Below are 16,558 nucleotides of genomic sequence, written 5' to 3' on the forward strand. Positions count from 1 at the left end.
GCAAATTTACGACAGCCCCCGCAAAAAAGAGGGGGTACCATGCGACTGCCGGGTTTGAGGGATTTCGCTTTGGGCAAAGCCCAAAGCGACCCGCGCCGCGCGCCCTTCGGGCGCGCGGCGCTTGGCCCAACGGGAAGCGTGGTTTTTTATAAACCGCGCTGACGGGCGGGAGGTCACCCGCCTGCCAGTGAAGCCGACCGGTTGAGGGGCAGGGTTACTTCACCACGATTTCGCGCGGCACATCGACCAGAGCTTCGCCGCCGTTCGGGGTCACCACAAATGTCTCGGTGATCGCCATGCCCCAGTCCGGGGTCCACAGACCCGGCATCAGGTGGAACGTCATGTTTTCTTCGAGCTTGGTGGTATCGCCTGGACGCAGCGACATCGTGCGCTCGCCCCAATCCGGAGGGTAGCTGAGGCCGACCGGATAGCCGGTGCGGTTGCCCTTGATGTAGCCCGCGCGGCCAAAGCTCTCATAGACGCAGGCGGCGACCTCTTCGCAGGTGACGCCGGGCTTGGCGACCGCAAACGTGTCTTCGATCGCTTGCAGGATTGCCTTTTCTCCGCGGCGGATGTCCTCGGGCGGGCTGCCGAGGAACAGCGTGCGGCTGATCGGGCAATGATAGCGGCGCACGCAGCCCGAGATCTCGAAATAGGTTGCCTCGCCGGGGGCCAGCGGGCGGTCATTCCAGGTGATATGCGAGGCGGAGGCCTCAATGCCCGAGGGTGCGATGGGGGAGATTGCCGGATAATCCCCGGCCAGAAGCGGCAGACCCTCGATGCCGGCGGCCTGCACCCGAGCCACCAGCGCGTTCTTGGCAATGCCTTCGTTGAACTCGGCCCGCAGCACCCCGTGCATATGCGCCGAGAGCTTGCCTGCCGCCTGCATCAACTGCAGTTCCTGTTCGCTTTTGACCGCGCGTTGCCAGTTCACAAGGCCGGTGGCATCCGCAAAGGCATCGCGGCCAAAGGCGGTCTCCAGAATCTCATGGCTGCGGGCGGAGTAATAGTAGTTGTCCATTTCAACGCCGATGGCTTCGGTCCAGCCATATTCGCGCAGCAGATCCACCAGCGAGTCAAACGGGTGATGATCGGGATGCTGGACGTGTTCTTCGGGCCAGTCAAAGAGATGATCGGCCTCCAGCCAGGTGGTCAGCGCGGCGCCGGGCTTGTCCTGGGTGCGGCCCCACCACATCGGCATGCCGTTCTCATGCAGAATCACCGCCTGCGGGACATAAAAGCTCCAGCCGTCGTAGCCGGTGAGCCATGCCATGTTGGAGGGATCGCAGATCACCAGTGTTTTAAGGCCCTTTGCTGCCATGGCGCGGCGGGTCTTTTCCAGTCTGCGGGCGTATTCGGTGGTGGTAAAATCGTTGGCGGGCATTAGAACTCGATGTCTTTCATTACCTGTGGCTCGATGACGTTGACGCCGGGAAGCCCGTCAATCAAGTCCTGTGCGCTCTGTTCCAGCAATGGAAATGTGCGATAGTGGCAGGGAATGACCGTTTTGAAGGCAAAATAGCGCTTTGCGGCATAGGCGGCGGCCTTCATGTCCATGGTGAAATGACCACCAGCCGACAGGATGCCGATGTCGGGCCTGTAGTAGTCGCCCATCCAGTCCATGTCAGCCATGATGTCGGTGTCCCCCGAGACATAGATCGTCTGTCCCTCGGCTTGGATCATATAGCCCACTTCGCTGCCGGCGGTGCGCAGCCCGTCGCGGGTGGAAAACGTGTTGGAATGCGACGCGGGCACCATCGACACGCGGGTCTCGCCCACATCAACCGTGCCGCCCTTGTTGAAGCCCACGGTTTCCACGCCCTCGGTTTCACCCCAATAGCCCATCAGGTCATATTGGCCGATGATCGGAATCGATAGGTGCTTGGCAAGGCCGAGTACATCCGCCACATGGTCGAAATGCGCATGGGTCAGCAGGATATGGGTGGCCCCTTCGGTGGCGGCGGTGTGCTGGCTTTCTTCCAGCATCGGATTGCCGGTGAGCCAGGGGTCGATGAGGAGGGTGGTCTCGCCCGTTTCCAGACGAAAGCCGCCATGACCAAGCCAGATCAGTTTCATGAGCGTTTCCCCGCAGTCTATATATGAGGTGTTTGGAGTGTCTTTATCGCGACCCTATCAGGGGATCAGGAAAAATCCATGGATCTGACGCAAGAGATTGACGCCTATTGTGAGCGCCTTGGCCCCGGCCTCTGGGCGGAGCCGCTGAATGCGGTGACCAACCTGGCCTTTGTGATCGTTGCGGGGATCATGTGGCAGCGCGCCGGAGGTGCAGGACAAGGGCGGGTCATGGCGCGGGTGCTCTGCCTGCTGATGGCGGCGATCGGGATCGGCAGCGGACTGTTTCACACCGTTGCGCAGGCGTGGGCCGCGCTTGCGGATGTGCTGCCGATCGCCCTGTTCATACTGACCTATCTGTTTGCCGTGCACCGGGATGTGCTGCGCTTGCGGCCTGTCTGGGCGTTCGGCGCGACGGCGATGTTTCTTCCCTATGCGGCCATGACGGGCAGCGTCTTTGCGCAGGTAAGCTGGATCGGAGGATCCGCAGGCTACGCGCCGGTGCCGCTGCTGATCCTGATTTACGGCATCGCGCTGCGCCGGCGCTTGCCTGCGGTATCACGCGGGTTCCTTGTCGGAGCTGGACTGTTGATCTTGTCCCTGGTGTTTCGAACGACGGATCTGCCGGTCTGCGGCGCTTTCCCGTCCGGCACACATTTCTTCTGGCATCTGCTGAATGCGGCGATGCTCGGCTGGATGATCGAGGTCTATCTCCGCCACCAGCGCGCACAGGCCTGAGCACAGACGCAGGGGCAGCGCTCCCGCCCGCTCTCATGCCCCTGTGGGGCCTTGCGATCCGTTGGGCCGAGCGCGCGCGGACAGCATAGCTGTCCGCGCGCGGGTCGCATCGGGCACAGCCCGATGCGAAACACCTCAGTCGGCGCTGGGATTTGGACCGCGCGGGCGGAGAATTCCCAAGGCAGGCTTGCGGCGCGCAAGCGCGAGCGGTAAACGCGTGGACAAGACGAGATGAGGGTTATTGATGTCGATTGACCAAAGCACAGCCGCGAAAGTGGCCAAACTGGCCCGGATCAAGGTCGAAGAGGACGCTCTGCCTGCGCTGGCAGAGGAGTTCAACACGATCCTCGGGTTCATCGAGCAACTGAATGAAGTGGATGTCGAGGGCGTCGAGCCGATGACCTCCGTCACCCCGCAGCGCCTCAAGCGCCGCGAGGATATGGTCACCGACGGCAACCAGCAGGAAAAGGTGCTGGCCAATGCCCCGGATGCTCGCGAAGGCTTCTTTGCTGTGCCCAAGGTTGTGGAGTAAGACATGTCTGACCTGAACAAACTGGGCCTTGCAGAGGCCCGCGATCTGCTGCGCAAGGGTGACACCACCTCTGTGGAACTCACCGAGGCCTGCCTCAAGGCCATCGACGGCGCAGAGGCGCTCAACGCGTTTGTGCATAAAACCCCCGAGATCGCGCTGGAACGTGCCAAGGCGGCGGACGCGCGTCTTGCCGAGGGCGATGCGCCCGCCATGTGCGGCCTGCCCATCGGCATGAAGGATCTGTTCTGCACCAAGGGTATCGACAGCCAGGCGGCGTCGAACATCCTCAAGGGGTTCAAGCCTGAATATGAATCCACCGTCTCGCAGAAACTGCAGGACGCAGGCGCGGTCATGCTCGGCAAGCTGAACATGGACGAATTTGCCATGGGCTCCTCGAACGAGACCTCTGCCTATGGCAATGCCATCAGCCCATGGCGGCGCGGCGCGGACGAGACCCCGCTGACCCCCGGTGGGTCTTCGGGTGGCTCTGCAGCGGCTGTGGCGGCAGACTTGTGCCTTGCGGCAACCGGCACCGACACCGGTGGGTCGATCCGCCAGCCTGCGGCCTTTACTGGCACCGTCGGCATCAAACCCACCTATGGGCGCTGCTCGCGCTGGGGCATCGTGGCCTTTGCTTCCTCGCTGGATCAGGCCGGGCCGATGACCAAAAACGTACGCGATGCCGCCATCATGCTGGAGGCCATGTGCGGCCATGACGCCAAGGATTCGACCTCTGCGGACCTCGCGGTCCCCAATTTTGAGGCGATGCTGACCGGCGACATCAAAGGCAAGAAAATCGGCATCCCGCGCGAATACCGCATGGACGGCATGCCCGCCGAGATTGCCAAGCTCTGGGATGAGGGCGCGGCGATGCTCAAGGCTGCGGGCGCCGAGATCGTAGACATCTCGCTGCCGCACACAAAATACGCGCTGCCCGCATATTACGTGATTGCCCCGGCCGAGGCCTCTTCGAACCTCGCGCGTTACGACGGCGTGCGCTACGGCCACCGCGCGACGCTCGCGCAGGGGGACGGCATCACCGAGATGTACGAGAAAACCCGCGCCGAAGGCTTTGGCCACGAGGTGCAACGCCGCGTGATGGTCGGAACCTATGTGCTGTCGGCGGGGTTCTATGACGCCTATTACAACCGCGCCCGCAAGGTCCGCACCCTTATCAAGAAGGACTTCGAGGACGCTTTTGCCGCAGGTGTGGACGCAATCCTGACCCCGGCGACGCCCTCCGCGGCCTTTGGTCTTGGCGAGATGAATGACGAAGATCCGGTTAAGATGTACCTGAACGACGTCTTCACCGTCACCGTGAACCTTGCCGGGCTGCCGGGGATTTCGGTACCAACCGGTGTTGACACCCAAGGTCTGCCGCTGGGGCTGCAACTGATCGGACGGCCGTGGGAAGAAGGGGACCTTCTGAATACCGCCTATGCGCTGGAGCAATCCGCTGGCTTTGTGGCCAAGCCCGCGCAGTGGTGGTAAGACAGGCGGCAACGACAGACAGAGCAGACAGGTGACACCCATGCGAGTACTGGCAACCCTAGCGGCGGTGAGTGCGATTGCACTCGCGGCCTGTAGCCCGCAGGTACCCGACAGCGCCGCCGGGGTCGGGGACGAGACCAGCCCCTTTAACGCGCCGCCCGAAGTGGAGGCGGGGCGCACGCTGAATGGTGATCCGCTGGTGCCACCGGCACGCCTGTCCGACGAAACATCAGCCAATAACGCCAATTGGCAACAGCCGCGCCCATCGGGCGCGGCGGCCTCCAACGATGACATCGCCCGCGAGGCGGCGGCCGCGATTTCCGCTGCGGGGCAGAACTCCGGCCAGGCTCCGCTGGACGCGAGCCCCTCCAATCCGGCGCCGTCGCTTGTCGGCAATCCCGGGATTTCGGACGAGAACAGTTTTGAGGCGGTGGCGGCCCGGCAAACCATCGAAAGCGATGCGGAGCGCATCGCCCGCCAGCGCGCCCAATACGAGGTGGTGGCCCCCACCGCGGTGCCGGAGCGTCCGCGCGATCTGTCGCCAAATATCGTGCGCTACGCATTGTCCACCTCGAACCCGCGCGGCCAGCGGATCTACAGCCGCACCGGCATCAACATGCAGGCGCGCTCGCAGCGCAATTGCGCGCAATATGCCTCCGCCGATCTGGCACAGGCAGCTTTCCTGGAGATGGGCGGGCCAAAACGCGACCGCAAGGCGCTGGACCCGGATGGGGATGGCTACGCCTGCGGCTGGGATCCGGCGCCCTTCCGCGCGGCTGTGCGTGCACAGGGCAACTGATCCCCCGACATGGCTGCGCTGGCCCCAATCTGGCATCCGAGCCCAAATTTCGGGCCCCGGCGCGATGGTCTGCGACCGCATCTGATCGTGCTGCATTACACTGCCATGCAGAGCGCCGATGCGGCGCTCACGCGGCTATGTGATCCGGCATATGAGGTCTCCGCCCATTACCTGATCGGTGGCGATGGCAGGCTCTGGCAGCTGGTCGCGGAAGACCAGCGCGCCTGGCACGCGGGCGCAGGCGAATGGGCGGGCCAGCAGGACATCAATTCGCGCTCGATCGGGGTTGAGCTGGACAATCGCGGCGATCACCCGTTTTCCGAACCGCAAATGCGGACGCTGGAGGCGCTGCTGCCGCAGATCATGACGCGCTGGGAGATCGCGCCCGAAGGGGTGATTGGCCATTCAGACCTTGCCCCGGGGCGCAAATGGGACCCGGGGCCGCGCTTCGACTGGCAGCGGCTTGCGACCCTCGGATGTGCGCGGCCCGCCAGCCGGTCACATGCCGCCACCGCCGCCACACCGCACACCTTGCGCAAGGCGGCTCAGGCCTGCGGGTTCACCGCCGAGGTTGACGATGCCACGCTTCTGGAGGCCGTGCGTCTGCGCTATCGGCCCTGGGGGGAGGGGGCGCTGTGCCGCGACGACCTCATCCCGCTTCTGGACTGATTTTCACCTTCTCACAAATATCCTGGGGTGAATGCGCATCCGCGCAGAGGGGCAACGCCCCTCCCACCCGTGCCACCTTGACGCAACGCCCCCGCCGGCGTAGGCAGGCCGCGCGCAGAGAGCCGGATGGCCGCGTTGGGGCACACGCCCCCGCGAGGAAAGTCCGGACTCCCTGAAACAACGGTGCCGGGTAACGCCCGGGCAGGGCAACCTGACGGAAAGCGCCACAGAAATGAGACCGCCTCGCCGCTCTGGAGGTTCGCCAAAGGATGCGACGGGGTAAGGATGAAACGGTGGGGTAAGAGCCCACCGCACCGCTGGCAACAGGGGTGGCACGGCAAGCCCCACCGGGAGCAATGCCAAATAGGGCCTCCGCGCGGGCCGGGTCGGGCAACCGAGACCGCCGCTAGGGATGTTTCACCCGAGAGAGGCCGGGTTGGCAGCTAGAGGCGTCCGGCAACGGGCGTCCCAGAAGAATGGTCATCAAACCCTGCCTCTCGGGGCAGGGGGAACAAGATCCGGCTTACAGGCTCTCTGCGCAAAACACCCTCGCCGGGCAGGCGGGATCATCGCAAGTCCCTTCGGAGGCGCGATTTTAGCGAGAGCTGCAATTTAGCCGGGCGAATCCTATTGACACTCGCCACCACAAAGGTAAAAGCGCACGCTCATATAGGAATTAGACCCGAGAGGCCCCCTGCCTTTTCGGACGCAGGAGAAGCACAATGGCGAAGCCGACGACCATCAAAATCCGCCTGAACTCGACCGCGGGCACGGGCCACTTCTACGTGACCAAGAAAAACGCGCGCACCATGACCGAGAAAATGACCATTCGTAAATACGACCCGGTCGCGCGCAAGCACGTCGAGTACAAAGAAGGCAAAATCAAGTAAGCCTTTCGGGGTCCCATCAGGATCTCTTGATTTGAAAAGGGTCGCGCATCTGCAGCGGCCCTTTTGCTTTGAAGGGGGCAGCTATCTGGCCGCCTCGCGCACCATCGGCCAATGGTTTCGCGCCTCCGCAGAAAATGGGGCAAGCCATGTTTCGGATCAGAGCGGCCACACCGGATGATCACGCCGCGGTGGAGCGCCTGTTGGCGGACAGTTACCCAAGGCTCCTGCAGGGGGCTTATCCGTCGCCGGTGCTAGCGGCTGCGCTGCCCAAGCTGATCCGGGCCAAGCCAGAACTGTTGCAAAGCGGGACGTATTTTCTGGCGATTTGCAAACGTGATGACCGTATCCTGGGTGCCGGTGGGTGGACTGCGGATCCGTCCCGGCCAGGTCATGGCCATATCCGTCACGTGGCGACAGCCCATGACAGCGTGCGTCGCGGCGTGGGGCGGGCGGTACTGGCGCACGCGCTTGCCTCTGCCCGCGCGGCTGCGGTCCGGGATGTGGTCTGTCATGCGACTCTGCCGGCGGTGCCATTCTACCGGGCTCTTGGGTTCGTGGAACAGGGCCGCACCGAGATGGAGCTGGCGCCGGGGCTTGGTTTTCCGGTGGTGGTGATGCATCAGACGCTTTCTGACGGATGCTGGCGATCCCGTGGAGTTTTCTAAAATCCGCCGGGAATGGCGTCACGCGGTCCCCCGCAGTGCACAGTCTTGCCATATTTCAACATCAAACCGGGGCTGTGGTGTGAGAGACGTTTAGGGGTAAGTGTCATGCGCAAGCTGTTTGGATTATCGCTACTGGTGGTGTTGTTGCCGGCTGCGGCGGCGGTCACGGGAGAGCGGGATACGGTGATGTATCTGGAGGCTCCGGCCCGGATCACGGTCGTGCCGCTCTGAGATCCTGCGCATCCGAGGGGGCGCTACCAGGGTGGCCAGGCGCGACCTTCGGAGCTGCAGGCCCGCCCGGCTCAGCCGCGGGTGTGGGGCTCCGCCCGCCACTCGGCCATGGTGATCACCGGCTCCAGCCCGAAATGGCGCATCAGGGCCGCTGAGGCCACGTTGAAGGGCGCATAGGTGACACCGATCACATCGGCCCCTTTCTCAAGAGCGTCATGCTTCATGCGCGTCATCAAGGCCTTGCCAACACCGATCCGGCGCAAGGCCGGTGCGACCGTGATGTGGTGCACCATTGCGCGCCGCTCTGCCGGGCGCACGGGCAGGGCAGGGCGATCCTCCAATTCATAGATCAGATAGCCCATGATGGCGTCCTGCGGGCTGACCGCCGCAAGGGCGTGTATGCCGGGCTGTGCCAGCCAGTCCTCAAGCCAGGTGCACAGATGGTCGGTTGAGGGCTGCGCGGTGTGGCGTTCAGGCTGATGCGCGACATGCAGCGCGTGCAGATCCTGCAACAGGGGCACCAGAGATGCGGCCCGGTCGGGGCCAATGGGTTCAATCTTCATCGGTCAATCCTTGGCTCGTGTCGAAATCAAATCACGGATCTGAAAAAGAAAAGGGGCGGATCGATCTGATCCGCCCCGGCTGTCTGTCAGTTGGGAGTGTGCGGTTATTCGCGGTTCCCAAGCAGCTGGAGCAAGAACATGAACATGTTGATGAAGTCCAGATAGAGGCTCAACGCGCCCATGATCGCCGATTTCGCCAGCCAGTCCTGATCGCCAGCGTGGACCATCTCAAGGTAGTCGTTCTTGATGCGCTGGGTGTCATAGGCGGTCAGACCTGCAAAGATCAGCACGCCCAGTACGGAAATCGCAAAGGCCATCGCGGAGGAGGCCAGGAAAATGTTCACCACCGAGGCCACGATCAGGCCGATCACGCCCATGATCAGGAACGAACCCATGCCGGACAGGTCTTTCTTGGTGGTGTAGCCCACCAGCGACAGACCCGCAAAGGCGATGGAGGTGATCAGGAACACCTGCGCGATGCTCTCGCCGGTGAACACCACGAAGATCGAAGAGATCGACAGGCCCATCAGCGCGGCAAAAGCGTAGAACACCAGCTGCACGCCAGCGGCGGAGAGGCGCTTCACCGCAGCGCCAAAGCCGAAGAAGACAAAGGCCAGCGGGGCGAACATGATCACCCACCTCAGCGGTGAACCATAGATCGCGTAGCCGAAGTTGGTCAGGTAGGTATCGCTGCTCAGCTGCGCGACGGCCGCAGACGGATCGGAGGTGACCGAGAGGCCCGCGATCGCCCAGGCGGCGAGGAATGTGATGAGTGTGCCCACGGACATGGTGCCGTAGACCTTGTTCATATGGGCGCGAAGCCCGGCGTCGATCTCGGCGCTGCGCGCACCGGCAGCAGATCGAATGCTGTCAAACTGTGCCATGTATCATGGTCTCCGTCTAGATTCTCCCTCAGAGCACACCCGCGACGCGGATCTGCCTGTTGCCCTGAATATTGGCATTTGTGCCCGCCGGTTCAAGGGTTTCCGGGCAGGATCAGGGCAAAAGCGAAGCCACAATTATATATTTTTTGCCGGAACCGGTCAGGGGGTGTCGGTTGGGCCGGTTCCGGCGGCTGTTGTACGTGTGTATTGGGTCATGTGGGTGGGCTCAGCGCATCCAGTGTTCCGGGGCATCCCACATGCTGCGCCGGGCTTCGGCATCGGCCTGCGTGCGATCAATGCCGATATCCTTGAGCTGCGCATCGCTGAGTTGCGCCAGGTTGTGACGTTGCCGGCGCAGGGCCAGGGCCGCGCCCAGCCTCGAGAATACGGACGCCCGGCGCTGGGGCAGGCAGGTGTGTTGGGACAGACTATTTGCCATGACGGATCTCCATAGATTGTTTTGTGATGAGTTGTCGTTGTTGCATCACTGGTATTGATCTATATGGGAAGAATGTGCCATTCTCAAAACGAATGATTTTGAAGGTGTCCATCAAGGAGTGTGATAATGAGAAATCTGGACGTCACCACGCTGCGCTCGTTCGTGGCGGTCGCCGACACCGGCGGTGTCACGCGCGCGGCATCTTTCCTGCATCTGACGCAATCGGCGGTGTCGATGCAGCTCAAGCGTCTCGAAGAGATGCTGGGCGTGGAGCTGCTGGATCGCACGGGGCGCAATATCGGCCTGACCGCGGCCGGCGAGCAGCTCTTGGGGTTTGCGCGCAAGATGCTGAGCCTCAATGACGAGATCATCACCCGCCTGACCGATCAGGCCTTTGAGGGTGAGGTGACGCTGGGGGTGCCGCACGATGTGGTGCATCCGGTGATCCCGATGGTGATGCAGCGCTTTAATGTGCAGTTCCCGCGGGTGAAGGTGAATCTCTGCACCTCCAACACGCGCGATCTGAAGATGGACTTCGATCAGGGGCGGTTTGACCTGATTGTCACCACCGAGAGTTCTGCGGGCGCGGGGGGGGAGACCATCCACCAGATGCCGTTGCGCTGGATCGGGGCATTGAGCGGTCAAACCTGGCGTCAGCGACCGCTGCGCATCGGCTTCTGCCGCAATTGTATCTTCCGCAGCCTGGCGACGGCGGCGCTCGATGATGCGGGCATCCCGTGGGAAATGGCGGTGGACAGCGAGTCCGACCGCACGGTCGAGGCCACCGTCAGTGCGGATCTGGCGGTGGGCGTGCTGCTGGAGGGCACCCAGCCCGCGCACCAGCAGGTGATCGACCACGGCGGCAGCCTGCCCACATTGCCGGTCCAGCACATCAACCTCTATGGATCGGACCGGGCGCGCGCCCAATATGTCGAGCACCTGGCCGGTCTGATCCGTCAGGGGTTCTCCGGCCTGTCGCAGCCGGGCCTGCGTGCCGTTGGCACCGATATGGTTAGCCCGGGTGCGCAGCTCGGGGTTGTATGACCACCTTGCCGGTGGCCGCGCGGGTTCGGATCAACTCCAGCCCCCGCGCGGTTTCGCTCAACGGCAGCCGATGGCTGATGTGCGGGGTGATCTGCCCCTCCGCCAGCCAGGTCATCAGTGTGCTGAACGTATCCTGCCCCACCTCGGGGCGCAGCTTCACCAGTCCGCCGAGGTAAAAGCCGATCACGGTCAGGTTCTTGACCAGCAGATGATTGGCCGGGATCTGTGGCACCTCGCCGCCGGCAAACCCGATCGGAATCAGACGCCCGCCCGGATTGGTGGCCCGAAACGCCGCCGTCCAGGTGTCGCCGCCCACCGCGTCATAGACCACATCCGCCCCGCCCAGGTCCTTGACCCGTTGCCGCAGGTCGTCTGTGGCGTCGATCAGGTGATCTGCGCCGGCAGCCTTGGCCACCGCCAGTTTGTCCGCGCCCCGGGCCTGAGCAATCACGGTCGCGCCAAGGCGCTTGCCGATCTCGACCGCGGTCAGCCCCACGCCGCCAGCCGCCCCGGTAACCAGCAGGGTTTCCCCGGCCTTCAGACGCGCCTGGTGCTGAAGCGCCAGCAGGCTGGTGCCGTAGGCGATCAGCGATGCGGCGGCATCGTCAAAGCTGACCGCATCCGGAAGGTGAACCGCCTGGGCCGCGTCAAAGACCCCGTATTCGGCCAGCCCGTCCTGGCCACAAAACACCGCCACGCGATCCCCGATTTCGAAATTCGAAATATCAGATCCGAGTTTTGTAATGATTCCGGCGCATTCCAGCCCCGGCGTAAAGGGCAGCGGCGGCGTGTCCTGATAGCGTCCCTCGGTCATCAGGAGATCAGCAAAGTTCAGGGCGCAGGCGTGAATTTCAATCTGAATTTCCCCCTGTTCAGGATCCGGTATTTCGACCTGTTGCAGCTGGCCGGGGGTCTCGTGTTTTCCTATACGAAAGGATAGCATGCCTCTTTTCCTTACTGATTCGCTCTTGATTGATTCGGTCAAAACGCTGCTTCGTAAACCGGCAAAAAACGGCTCACCATTTATGGGGAGACGCCATTCGCCGTCGTCTTACCGTATTTCGCGCTAATTTTTGATGCATTAAATCATATGTTTGAGGGGCGAGCCCGTTGCGCGCGTGCTGCTTTACTTGAATTCAACCAAGAAGGGCGTACACTTTCCACAATACTGAACTTCTGACCCGAAACAAATGAACTCCGATGACGAATTGATGCGCCATCGGTACGTGGTTCCGGAAATGGTCGTAATGTAACGTGGCAGGCTTCTGGAATGCCGTAACTGGGAGAATAACAAAATGGCACATCCCGTCGATACACATGTGGGGAAACGCATTCGTCATCGCCGCTGGTTGATCGGAATGACGCAACAGCAATTGGCGGAAAAGGTTGGCATCAAGTTTCAGCAGATCCAGAAGTACGAAACCGGTGCAAACCGCGTCAGTGCTTCGCGGCTGTGGGATATTTCCGATGCCCTCGACGTGAATGTCAGCTTTTTCTTCGAAGGGTTGCAGGACGAGGACAAGGCCGTGGCCGAAAAGGCGCGCGTGCCCGCGGATCTGATGGGCGACAAGGAAGCCCTCGATCTGGTGCGGTCCTACTACGCCATTCCGGAGAACCAGCGCCGCCGCCTGTTCGAACTGGCGCGCGTGCTGAGTGACGTCGCCTGAGAGCCAGGCTGACGTCGATGTAATCTGAAAGGCCGCTCTCTGGGCGGCCTTTTGTCATGTGGGATGTGCAGGGCGATGCGTTGACGGCGGCTTTGGGCTTGATTGCCCTGACCTGCCATGGCACGCGATTGAAACCAGCCCCTGCAATGACCGGAGCCCGTTTGCATGACCACTTCCGCGACCTTGTCCGATCTGGACGTTGCGCGCCGCCTCGCCGATGCGGCACGCGCGGCGATCCTGCCGCATTTCCGCAATACGGCCACCACGGCGGACAACAAGCTCGAAGCAGGCTTTGATCCGGTGACGGTCGCCGACCGCGCCGCCGAAGAGGCGATGCGCGCCGTGCTGGCGGAGATGCGCCCCGAAGACAGTATTCTGGGCGAGGAACTTGCGCCCACCGCTGGGACAAGCGGGCGGACCTGGGTGCTCGACCCGATCGACGGCACGCGCGGTTTCATCAGCGGCACGCCCACATGGGGGGTGCTGATCGCGCTGTCGGATGCAAATGGTCCGATGCTCGGCGTCATGGATCAGCCCTATATCGGTGAGCGGTTCGAGGGCTGCCGGGGGCATGCTCAGGTGGTCGGCCCCCATGGCAAGCGGCCGCTGGCGACCCGCAGGACAGAGACCCTGGATGAGGCAATCCTGTTCACCACCTTTCCGGAGGTCGGCACCGCCGCGGATCGCGCCGGGTTCGAACGTGTCGCGCGCCACGTCAAGCTGACCCGCTACGGGATGGATTGCTACGCCTATGCGCTGCTGGCGGCGGGGACGGTGGATCTGGTGATCGAGGCCGGATTGAACGCCTATGACATCCAAGCCCCCATCGCCGTGATCGAGGCCGCAGGTGGCATCGTCACCAATTGGGAGGGCGGCCCGGCCCATGACGGCGGCCGCGCGCTTGCCGCCGCAAACCCGGAGATTCACGCGGCGGCACTGGCACACCTGCAGGAATCCTGATCGCAGCCGCGCCCGCCCGGGACACTTGATGGCAAGCGGATAAACAGTTTTTCCGATTGTCCGGCTTGCCCCGGATGCGGGCGCTGGGATAGCAATGGACCCGCGCCGAGTCCTTTGCCCGTATTCCGTCGGCGTCTCTTCACCTCCACCTTATGAAACGGGCAGATTTTGGAGCGTGAAGCCATGACTGATTTTCTACTCAAGAACGCCGAAACCCTGCTGACCATGGATGATGACCGGCGGGTGTTGAAATCGGCCGACATCCGGGTGCGGGACGGCGTGATCGTCGAGATCGGGCACGACCTGCAAGGGGCGGAGACAACCGTGGACGCCAGCGGCACCGTGGTGACGCCGGGGCTCGTCAACACCCATCACCACCTCTATCAGAACCTCACCCGCGCCGTGCCGGGCGGGCAGGATGCGCTGCTGTTTGGGTGGTTGCAGACCCTCTATCCGATCTGGTCGCGCATGAGGCCGGAGCATTTGCAGATCTCCACCCAGCTTGGTCTGGCGGAGCTGGCGCTGTCGGGATGCAGCCTGACCTCTGATCATCTCTATCTCTTTCCCAACGGTGGACGGCTGGACGACACCATTCATGCCGCGGCCGAGGTGGGGCTGCGGTTTCATCCCACCCGGGGCGCAATGAGCATCGGCGAAAGCGACGGCGGCCTGCCGCCCGATGCCCTTGTGGAGCGCGAAGCCGACATCCTTGAGGATATGATCCGGGTGGTGGATGCGTTCCACGATCCCGGCGAAGGCTCCATGTGCCGGGTGGGGCTGGCGCCCTGTTCGCCATTCTCGGTCAGCCGGGAGTTGATGCGCGACGCGGCGGTGTTGGCGCGCGAAAAGGGCGTGATGCTGCACACCCATCTGGCGGAGAATGACGAGGACATCGCCTATAGCGAGGCGAAATTTGGCTGCCGCCCCGGTCAATACGCCGAGGAACTGGGCTGGACCGGCGATGATGTCTGGCACGCGCATTGCGTGAAACTGGACGGGCAGGAGATTGATCTCTTTGCCAAAACCCGCACCGGCGTGGCTCATTGTCCGTGTTCCAACTGCCGCCTTGGCAGCGGTATCGCGCCGGTGCGTCAGATGCGGGATGCGGGCGTCAAGGTGGGGCTGGGGGTCGATGGCTCTGCCAGCAACGACATGGCCAACCTTTGGGACGAGGCGCGACAGGCGATGTTGCTGCAGCGGGTCGCCAATGGCGCGGATGCCATGTCCGCCTATGAGGCACTGGAGATCGCCACCCGCGGTGGTGCGGATGTGTTGGGTCGGCCCGATTGCGGTCGTATTGCGGTCGGCAAACGCGCAGATTTGGCGGTCTGGGACGTCTCCGGCCTTGCCTCCAGCGGCAGCTGGGATCCGGCGGCGTTGGTTCTGGCGGGACCGCGCCAAGTGCGCGACCTGTTCGTCGAGGGGCGTCGGGTGGTGGCGCAGGGCCAGGTTACCACGCTCGACATGTCGGCGGTGATCCAACGGCATGGCGCGATGACCCGCGCTCTGGCGAACGGCGACTAGGCGATCCGGTCGCAACCCGTGAAGGGGGCGGCGCTGGCGGGCGCCGCGCCCGGATGCTGTCAGTGCGCCTTGCGACCGTTGATGCGCACCTCGGATATGGCGCGATCATCGCCCATCATCAGCGTCGGGAACAGCGCTTCCCAGATGTCATTCGCGCGATTGGCGCGCTGGGCAATGGCTGGGGTTGAGGCAAGATCGAGCACCACCAGATCGGCCTCCATACCCACCGCGAGATTACCAACCTTGTCCTGAAGTCCGAGCGCCGTGGCAGAGCCCTGGGTCGCCAGCCACAGCAGTTGCGCCGCATGCAAAGGCGTGCCGCGCAGCTGGGCGACCTCATAGGCGGCGGCCATGGTGCGCAGCATCGAAAAGCTCGATCCGCCGCCGGTGTCGGTCGCGAGGCCAATGCGTTGCCCCTCCTGTATCAGCCCCTGCATGTCAAAAAGGCCGGAGCCGATGAAGGTGTTGGAGGTGGGGCAATGAATGAGGCTTGCACGCGCCTCGCGCAGGCGGTCGCGTTCGCGCGGTTCCAGATGGATGGCGTGGCCAAAGAGAGCGCCTTCGCCGAGTAGGCCAAATTGTTCGTAAGTGTCGAGATAGTCGCGCGCCTCGGGGTACAGGCTGCGCACCCATTCAATCTCGTCGAGTTGCTCGCTCAGATGGGTTTGCATCAGGCAGGTGGGGTGCGCGGCCCAAAGCGCGCCGAGCGCGTCGAGCTGTTCCGGCGTCGAGGTGGGCGAAAACCGCGGCGTGATGGCGTAGGTGATCCGGTCGACACCGTGCCAGCGCTGGATCAGCGCGGCGCTGTCGTCATGGGCGCTCTGCGGTGTATCCCGCAGGCCCTCGGGGGCGTTGCGGTCCATGCAGGTCTTGCCCGCAACCACCCGCTGCCCGCGCGCCTGCGCCGCCTGAAACAGCGCATCGACGCTTTCGGGATGGATGGTGCAGTAGCTCGCCACCGTTGTGGTGCCGCAGGCGGTGGTCAGATCCAGATAGCGCGCCGCGATCTCTGCCGCATAGCCCGCATCGCCAAACCGCATTTCCTCGGGGAAGGTGTAGGTATTGAGCCAGTCGATCAGCCGCTTGCCCCAGCTGGCGATGATCGCGGTCTGCGGATAATGCACATGGGCATCGACAAACCCCGGCACGATCAGCTTGTCGCCATGGTCGATGATCTGCGCCTCCGGCAGCGCCTTGACCAATGCCGCCTTGGTGCCGAGCGCCACGATCTTGCCGCCGCGCAGGGCGATGGCCTCGTATTGGTCGATCGCCGCCTCCGGCCCGGCCGCATCAAAGGGCGACGCCGAAAAAGAGAGCACCCGGCCCAGCACTATCAGATCTTGTTCCATCGCCGCATCACACCTGTTGTCAAATCACGCAGACACAGGA

General features: G+C 63.2%; 19 protein-coding genes and 1 other RNA gene. 13 read left to right on the plus strand and 7 right to left on the minus strand.

Annotated features, from left to right (window positions below):
- Positions 1 to 214: 214 nt before the first annotated feature.
- On the minus strand, positions 215 to 1,384 hold the full coding sequence (locus tag MHM97_RS06650) for a M24 family metallopeptidase (protein WP_239321000.1): 1,170 nt from the start codon (positions 1,382 to 1,384) through the stop codon (positions 215 to 217).
- Positions 1,384 to 2,076, minus strand: a complete 693-nt coding sequence (locus tag MHM97_RS06655; RefSeq protein WP_239321003.1) for a metal-dependent hydrolase — start codon at positions 2,074 to 2,076, stop codon at positions 1,384 to 1,386. Before MHM97_RS06655 ends, MHM97_RS06650 begins: the two co-directional genes overlap by 1 nt.
- A 78-nt stretch (positions 2,077 to 2,154) precedes the next feature.
- Here MHM97_RS06655 and MHM97_RS06660 point away from each other — a divergent pair, with 78 nt between their 5' ends.
- The 9 genes from MHM97_RS06660 to MHM97_RS22730 all read left to right on the plus strand — a co-directional run bounded on the left by MHM97_RS06660 (position 2,155) and on the right by MHM97_RS22730 (position 8,088).
- On the plus strand, positions 2,155 to 2,811 hold the full coding sequence (locus MHM97_RS06660) for a ceramidase domain-containing protein (protein ID WP_239321006.1): 657 nt from the start codon (positions 2,155 to 2,157) through the stop codon (positions 2,809 to 2,811).
- 244 nt (positions 2,812 to 3,055) lie between these two features.
- Positions 3,056 to 3,343: an Asp-tRNA(Asn)/Glu-tRNA(Gln) amidotransferase subunit GatC gene (gene gatC / locus MHM97_RS06665; protein WP_239321009.1), complete on the plus strand. Its 288-nt coding sequence runs from the start codon at positions 3,056 to 3,058 to the stop codon at positions 3,341 to 3,343.
- Positions 3,344 to 3,346: 3 nt separating this feature from the next.
- A complete protein-coding gene (gene gatA, locus MHM97_RS06670; protein WP_239321012.1) occupies positions 3,347 to 4,834 on the plus strand; it encodes an Asp-tRNA(Asn)/Glu-tRNA(Gln) amidotransferase subunit GatA in 1,488 nt (495 codons plus the stop codon).
- Positions 4,835 to 4,874: 40 nt separating this feature from the next.
- Entirely contained in the window at positions 4,875 to 5,633 is a 759-nt protein-coding gene (locus tag MHM97_RS06675; RefSeq protein WP_239321015.1) for a hypothetical protein, read from the plus strand.
- Positions 5,634 to 5,642: 9 nt separating this feature from the next.
- Positions 5,643 to 6,302, plus strand: a complete 660-nt coding sequence (locus MHM97_RS06680; protein WP_239321018.1) for an N-acetylmuramoyl-L-alanine amidase — start codon at positions 5,643 to 5,645, stop codon at positions 6,300 to 6,302.
- A 114-nt stretch (positions 6,303 to 6,416) separates the two neighbouring features.
- An RNA gene (gene rnpB, locus MHM97_RS06685) (RNase P RNA component class A) lies at positions 6,417 to 6,844 on the plus strand.
- Between the two features lie 180 nt (positions 6,845 to 7,024).
- Positions 7,025 to 7,192: a 50S ribosomal protein L33 gene (gene rpmG / locus MHM97_RS06690; protein WP_010441901.1), complete on the plus strand. Its 168-nt coding sequence runs from the start codon at positions 7,025 to 7,027 to the stop codon at positions 7,190 to 7,192.
- Between the two features lie 146 nt (positions 7,193 to 7,338).
- Positions 7,339 to 7,857 (plus strand): GNAT family N-acetyltransferase, encoded by a 519-nt coding sequence (locus MHM97_RS06695; protein WP_239321020.1) that lies wholly within the window; start codon positions 7,339 to 7,341, stop codon positions 7,855 to 7,857.
- Positions 7,858 to 7,962: 105 nt separating this feature from the next.
- Positions 7,963 to 8,088 (plus strand): hypothetical protein, encoded by a 126-nt coding sequence (locus MHM97_RS22730; protein ID WP_255729524.1) that lies wholly within the window; start codon positions 7,963 to 7,965, stop codon positions 8,086 to 8,088.
- 71 nt (positions 8,089 to 8,159) lie between these two features.
- On the opposite strand, the gene MHM97_RS06700 is transcribed toward MHM97_RS22730, so the two are convergent.
- The 3 genes from MHM97_RS06700 to MHM97_RS06710 form a co-directional block, all read right to left on the minus strand.
- Positions 8,160 to 8,651 (minus strand): GNAT family N-acetyltransferase, encoded by a 492-nt coding sequence (locus tag MHM97_RS06700; RefSeq protein WP_239321023.1) that lies wholly within the window; start codon positions 8,649 to 8,651, stop codon positions 8,160 to 8,162.
- 104 nt (positions 8,652 to 8,755) lie between these two features.
- Complete coding sequence (locus MHM97_RS06705) at positions 8,756 to 9,535, minus strand: Bax inhibitor-1/YccA family protein (RefSeq protein ID WP_239321026.1); 780 nt, start codon at positions 9,533 to 9,535, stop codon at positions 8,756 to 8,758.
- A gap of 226 nt (positions 9,536 to 9,761) precedes the next feature.
- Positions 9,762 to 9,974, minus strand: coding sequence for a DUF1127 domain-containing protein (locus MHM97_RS06710; RefSeq protein ID WP_239321029.1), 213 nt, complete (start codon positions 9,972 to 9,974; stop codon positions 9,762 to 9,764).
- Between the two features lie 126 nt (positions 9,975 to 10,100).
- Here MHM97_RS06710 and MHM97_RS06715 point away from each other — a divergent pair, with 126 nt between their 5' ends.
- Positions 10,101 to 11,018, plus strand: a complete 918-nt coding sequence (locus MHM97_RS06715; RefSeq protein WP_239321032.1) for a LysR family transcriptional regulator — start codon at positions 10,101 to 10,103, stop codon at positions 11,016 to 11,018.
- Here the strand turns inward: MHM97_RS06715 and MHM97_RS06720 are convergent.
- The gene (locus MHM97_RS06720; RefSeq protein WP_239321035.1) at positions 10,987 to 11,961 is read right to left on the minus strand and encodes an NADPH:quinone oxidoreductase family protein; all 975 of its coding nucleotides are present in this window, start codon (positions 11,959 to 11,961) and stop codon (positions 10,987 to 10,989) included. The genes MHM97_RS06715 and MHM97_RS06720 overlap by 32 nt on opposite strands.
- 352 nt (positions 11,962 to 12,313) lie before the next feature.
- Here MHM97_RS06720 and MHM97_RS06725 point away from each other — a divergent pair, with 352 nt between their 5' ends.
- The 3 genes from MHM97_RS06725 (at position 12,314) to MHM97_RS06735 (ending at position 15,169) form a co-directional block, all read left to right on the plus strand.
- A complete protein-coding gene (locus tag MHM97_RS06725) occupies positions 12,314 to 12,685 on the plus strand; it encodes a helix-turn-helix domain-containing protein (protein ID WP_239321038.1) in 372 nt (123 codons plus the stop codon).
- A 165-nt stretch (positions 12,686 to 12,850) separates the two neighbouring features.
- Complete coding sequence (gene hisN / locus MHM97_RS06730) at positions 12,851 to 13,645, plus strand: histidinol-phosphatase (protein ID WP_239321041.1); 795 nt, start codon at positions 12,851 to 12,853, stop codon at positions 13,643 to 13,645.
- A 183-nt stretch (positions 13,646 to 13,828) separates the two neighbouring features.
- Positions 13,829 to 15,169 (plus strand): 8-oxoguanine deaminase, encoded by a 1,341-nt coding sequence (locus tag MHM97_RS06735; RefSeq protein WP_239321043.1) that lies wholly within the window; start codon positions 13,829 to 13,831, stop codon positions 15,167 to 15,169.
- 59 nt (positions 15,170 to 15,228) lie between these two features.
- Here MHM97_RS06735 and guaD read toward each other — a convergent pair whose 3' ends face one another.
- Positions 15,229 to 16,518, minus strand: coding sequence for a guanine deaminase (gene guaD, locus MHM97_RS06740; protein WP_239321046.1), 1,290 nt, complete (start codon positions 16,516 to 16,518; stop codon positions 15,229 to 15,231).
- Between the last annotated feature and the right edge of the window lie 40 nt (positions 16,519 to 16,558).

Origin of the sequence: Epibacterium sp. Ofav1-8 (assembly GCF_022348185.1) — a bacterium.
Classification (GTDB): domain Bacteria; phylum Pseudomonadota; class Alphaproteobacteria; order Rhodobacterales; family Rhodobacteraceae; genus Epibacterium.

Coding starts and splice junctions, on each gene's coding strand:
- MHM97_RS06650 (WP_239321000.1), bottom strand. CDS start 1,384: ATGCCCGCCAACGATTTTACCACCACCGAATACGCCCGCAGACTGGAA.
- MHM97_RS06655 (WP_239321003.1), bottom strand. CDS start 2,076: ATGAAACTGATCTGGCTTGGTCATGGCGGCTTTCGTCTGGAAACGGGC.
- MHM97_RS06660 (WP_239321006.1), top strand. CDS start 2,155: ATGGATCTGACGCAAGAGATTGACGCCTATTGTGAGCGCCTTGGCCCC.
- gatC (WP_239321009.1), top strand. CDS start 3,056: ATGTCGATTGACCAAAGCACAGCCGCGAAAGTGGCCAAACTGGCCCGG.
- gatA (WP_239321012.1), top strand. CDS start 3,347: ATGTCTGACCTGAACAAACTGGGCCTTGCAGAGGCCCGCGATCTGCTG.
- MHM97_RS06675 (WP_239321015.1), top strand. CDS start 4,875: ATGCGAGTACTGGCAACCCTAGCGGCGGTGAGTGCGATTGCACTCGCG.
- MHM97_RS06680 (WP_239321018.1), top strand. CDS start 5,643: ATGGCTGCGCTGGCCCCAATCTGGCATCCGAGCCCAAATTTCGGGCCC.
- rpmG (WP_010441901.1), top strand. CDS start 7,025: ATGGCGAAGCCGACGACCATCAAAATCCGCCTGAACTCGACCGCGGGC.
- MHM97_RS06695 (WP_239321020.1), top strand. CDS start 7,339: ATGTTTCGGATCAGAGCGGCCACACCGGATGATCACGCCGCGGTGGAG.
- MHM97_RS22730 (WP_255729524.1), top strand. CDS start 7,963: ATGCGCAAGCTGTTTGGATTATCGCTACTGGTGGTGTTGTTGCCGGCT.
- MHM97_RS06700 (WP_239321023.1), bottom strand. CDS start 8,651: ATGAAGATTGAACCCATTGGCCCCGACCGGGCCGCATCTCTGGTGCCC.
- MHM97_RS06705 (WP_239321026.1), bottom strand. CDS start 9,535: ATGGCACAGTTTGACAGCATTCGATCTGCTGCCGGTGCGCGCAGCGCC.
- MHM97_RS06710 (WP_239321029.1), bottom strand. CDS start 9,974: ATGGCAAATAGTCTGTCCCAACACACCTGCCTGCCCCAGCGCCGGGCG.
- MHM97_RS06715 (WP_239321032.1), top strand. CDS start 10,101: ATGAGAAATCTGGACGTCACCACGCTGCGCTCGTTCGTGGCGGTCGCC.
- MHM97_RS06720 (WP_239321035.1), bottom strand. CDS start 11,961: ATGCTATCCTTTCGTATAGGAAAACACGAGACCCCCGGCCAGCTGCAA.
- MHM97_RS06725 (WP_239321038.1), top strand. CDS start 12,314: ATGGCACATCCCGTCGATACACATGTGGGGAAACGCATTCGTCATCGC.
- hisN (WP_239321041.1), top strand. CDS start 12,851: ATGACCACTTCCGCGACCTTGTCCGATCTGGACGTTGCGCGCCGCCTC.
- MHM97_RS06735 (WP_239321043.1), top strand. CDS start 13,829: ATGACTGATTTTCTACTCAAGAACGCCGAAACCCTGCTGACCATGGAT.
- guaD (WP_239321046.1), bottom strand. CDS start 16,518: ATGGAACAAGATCTGATAGTGCTGGGCCGGGTGCTCTCTTTTTCGGCG.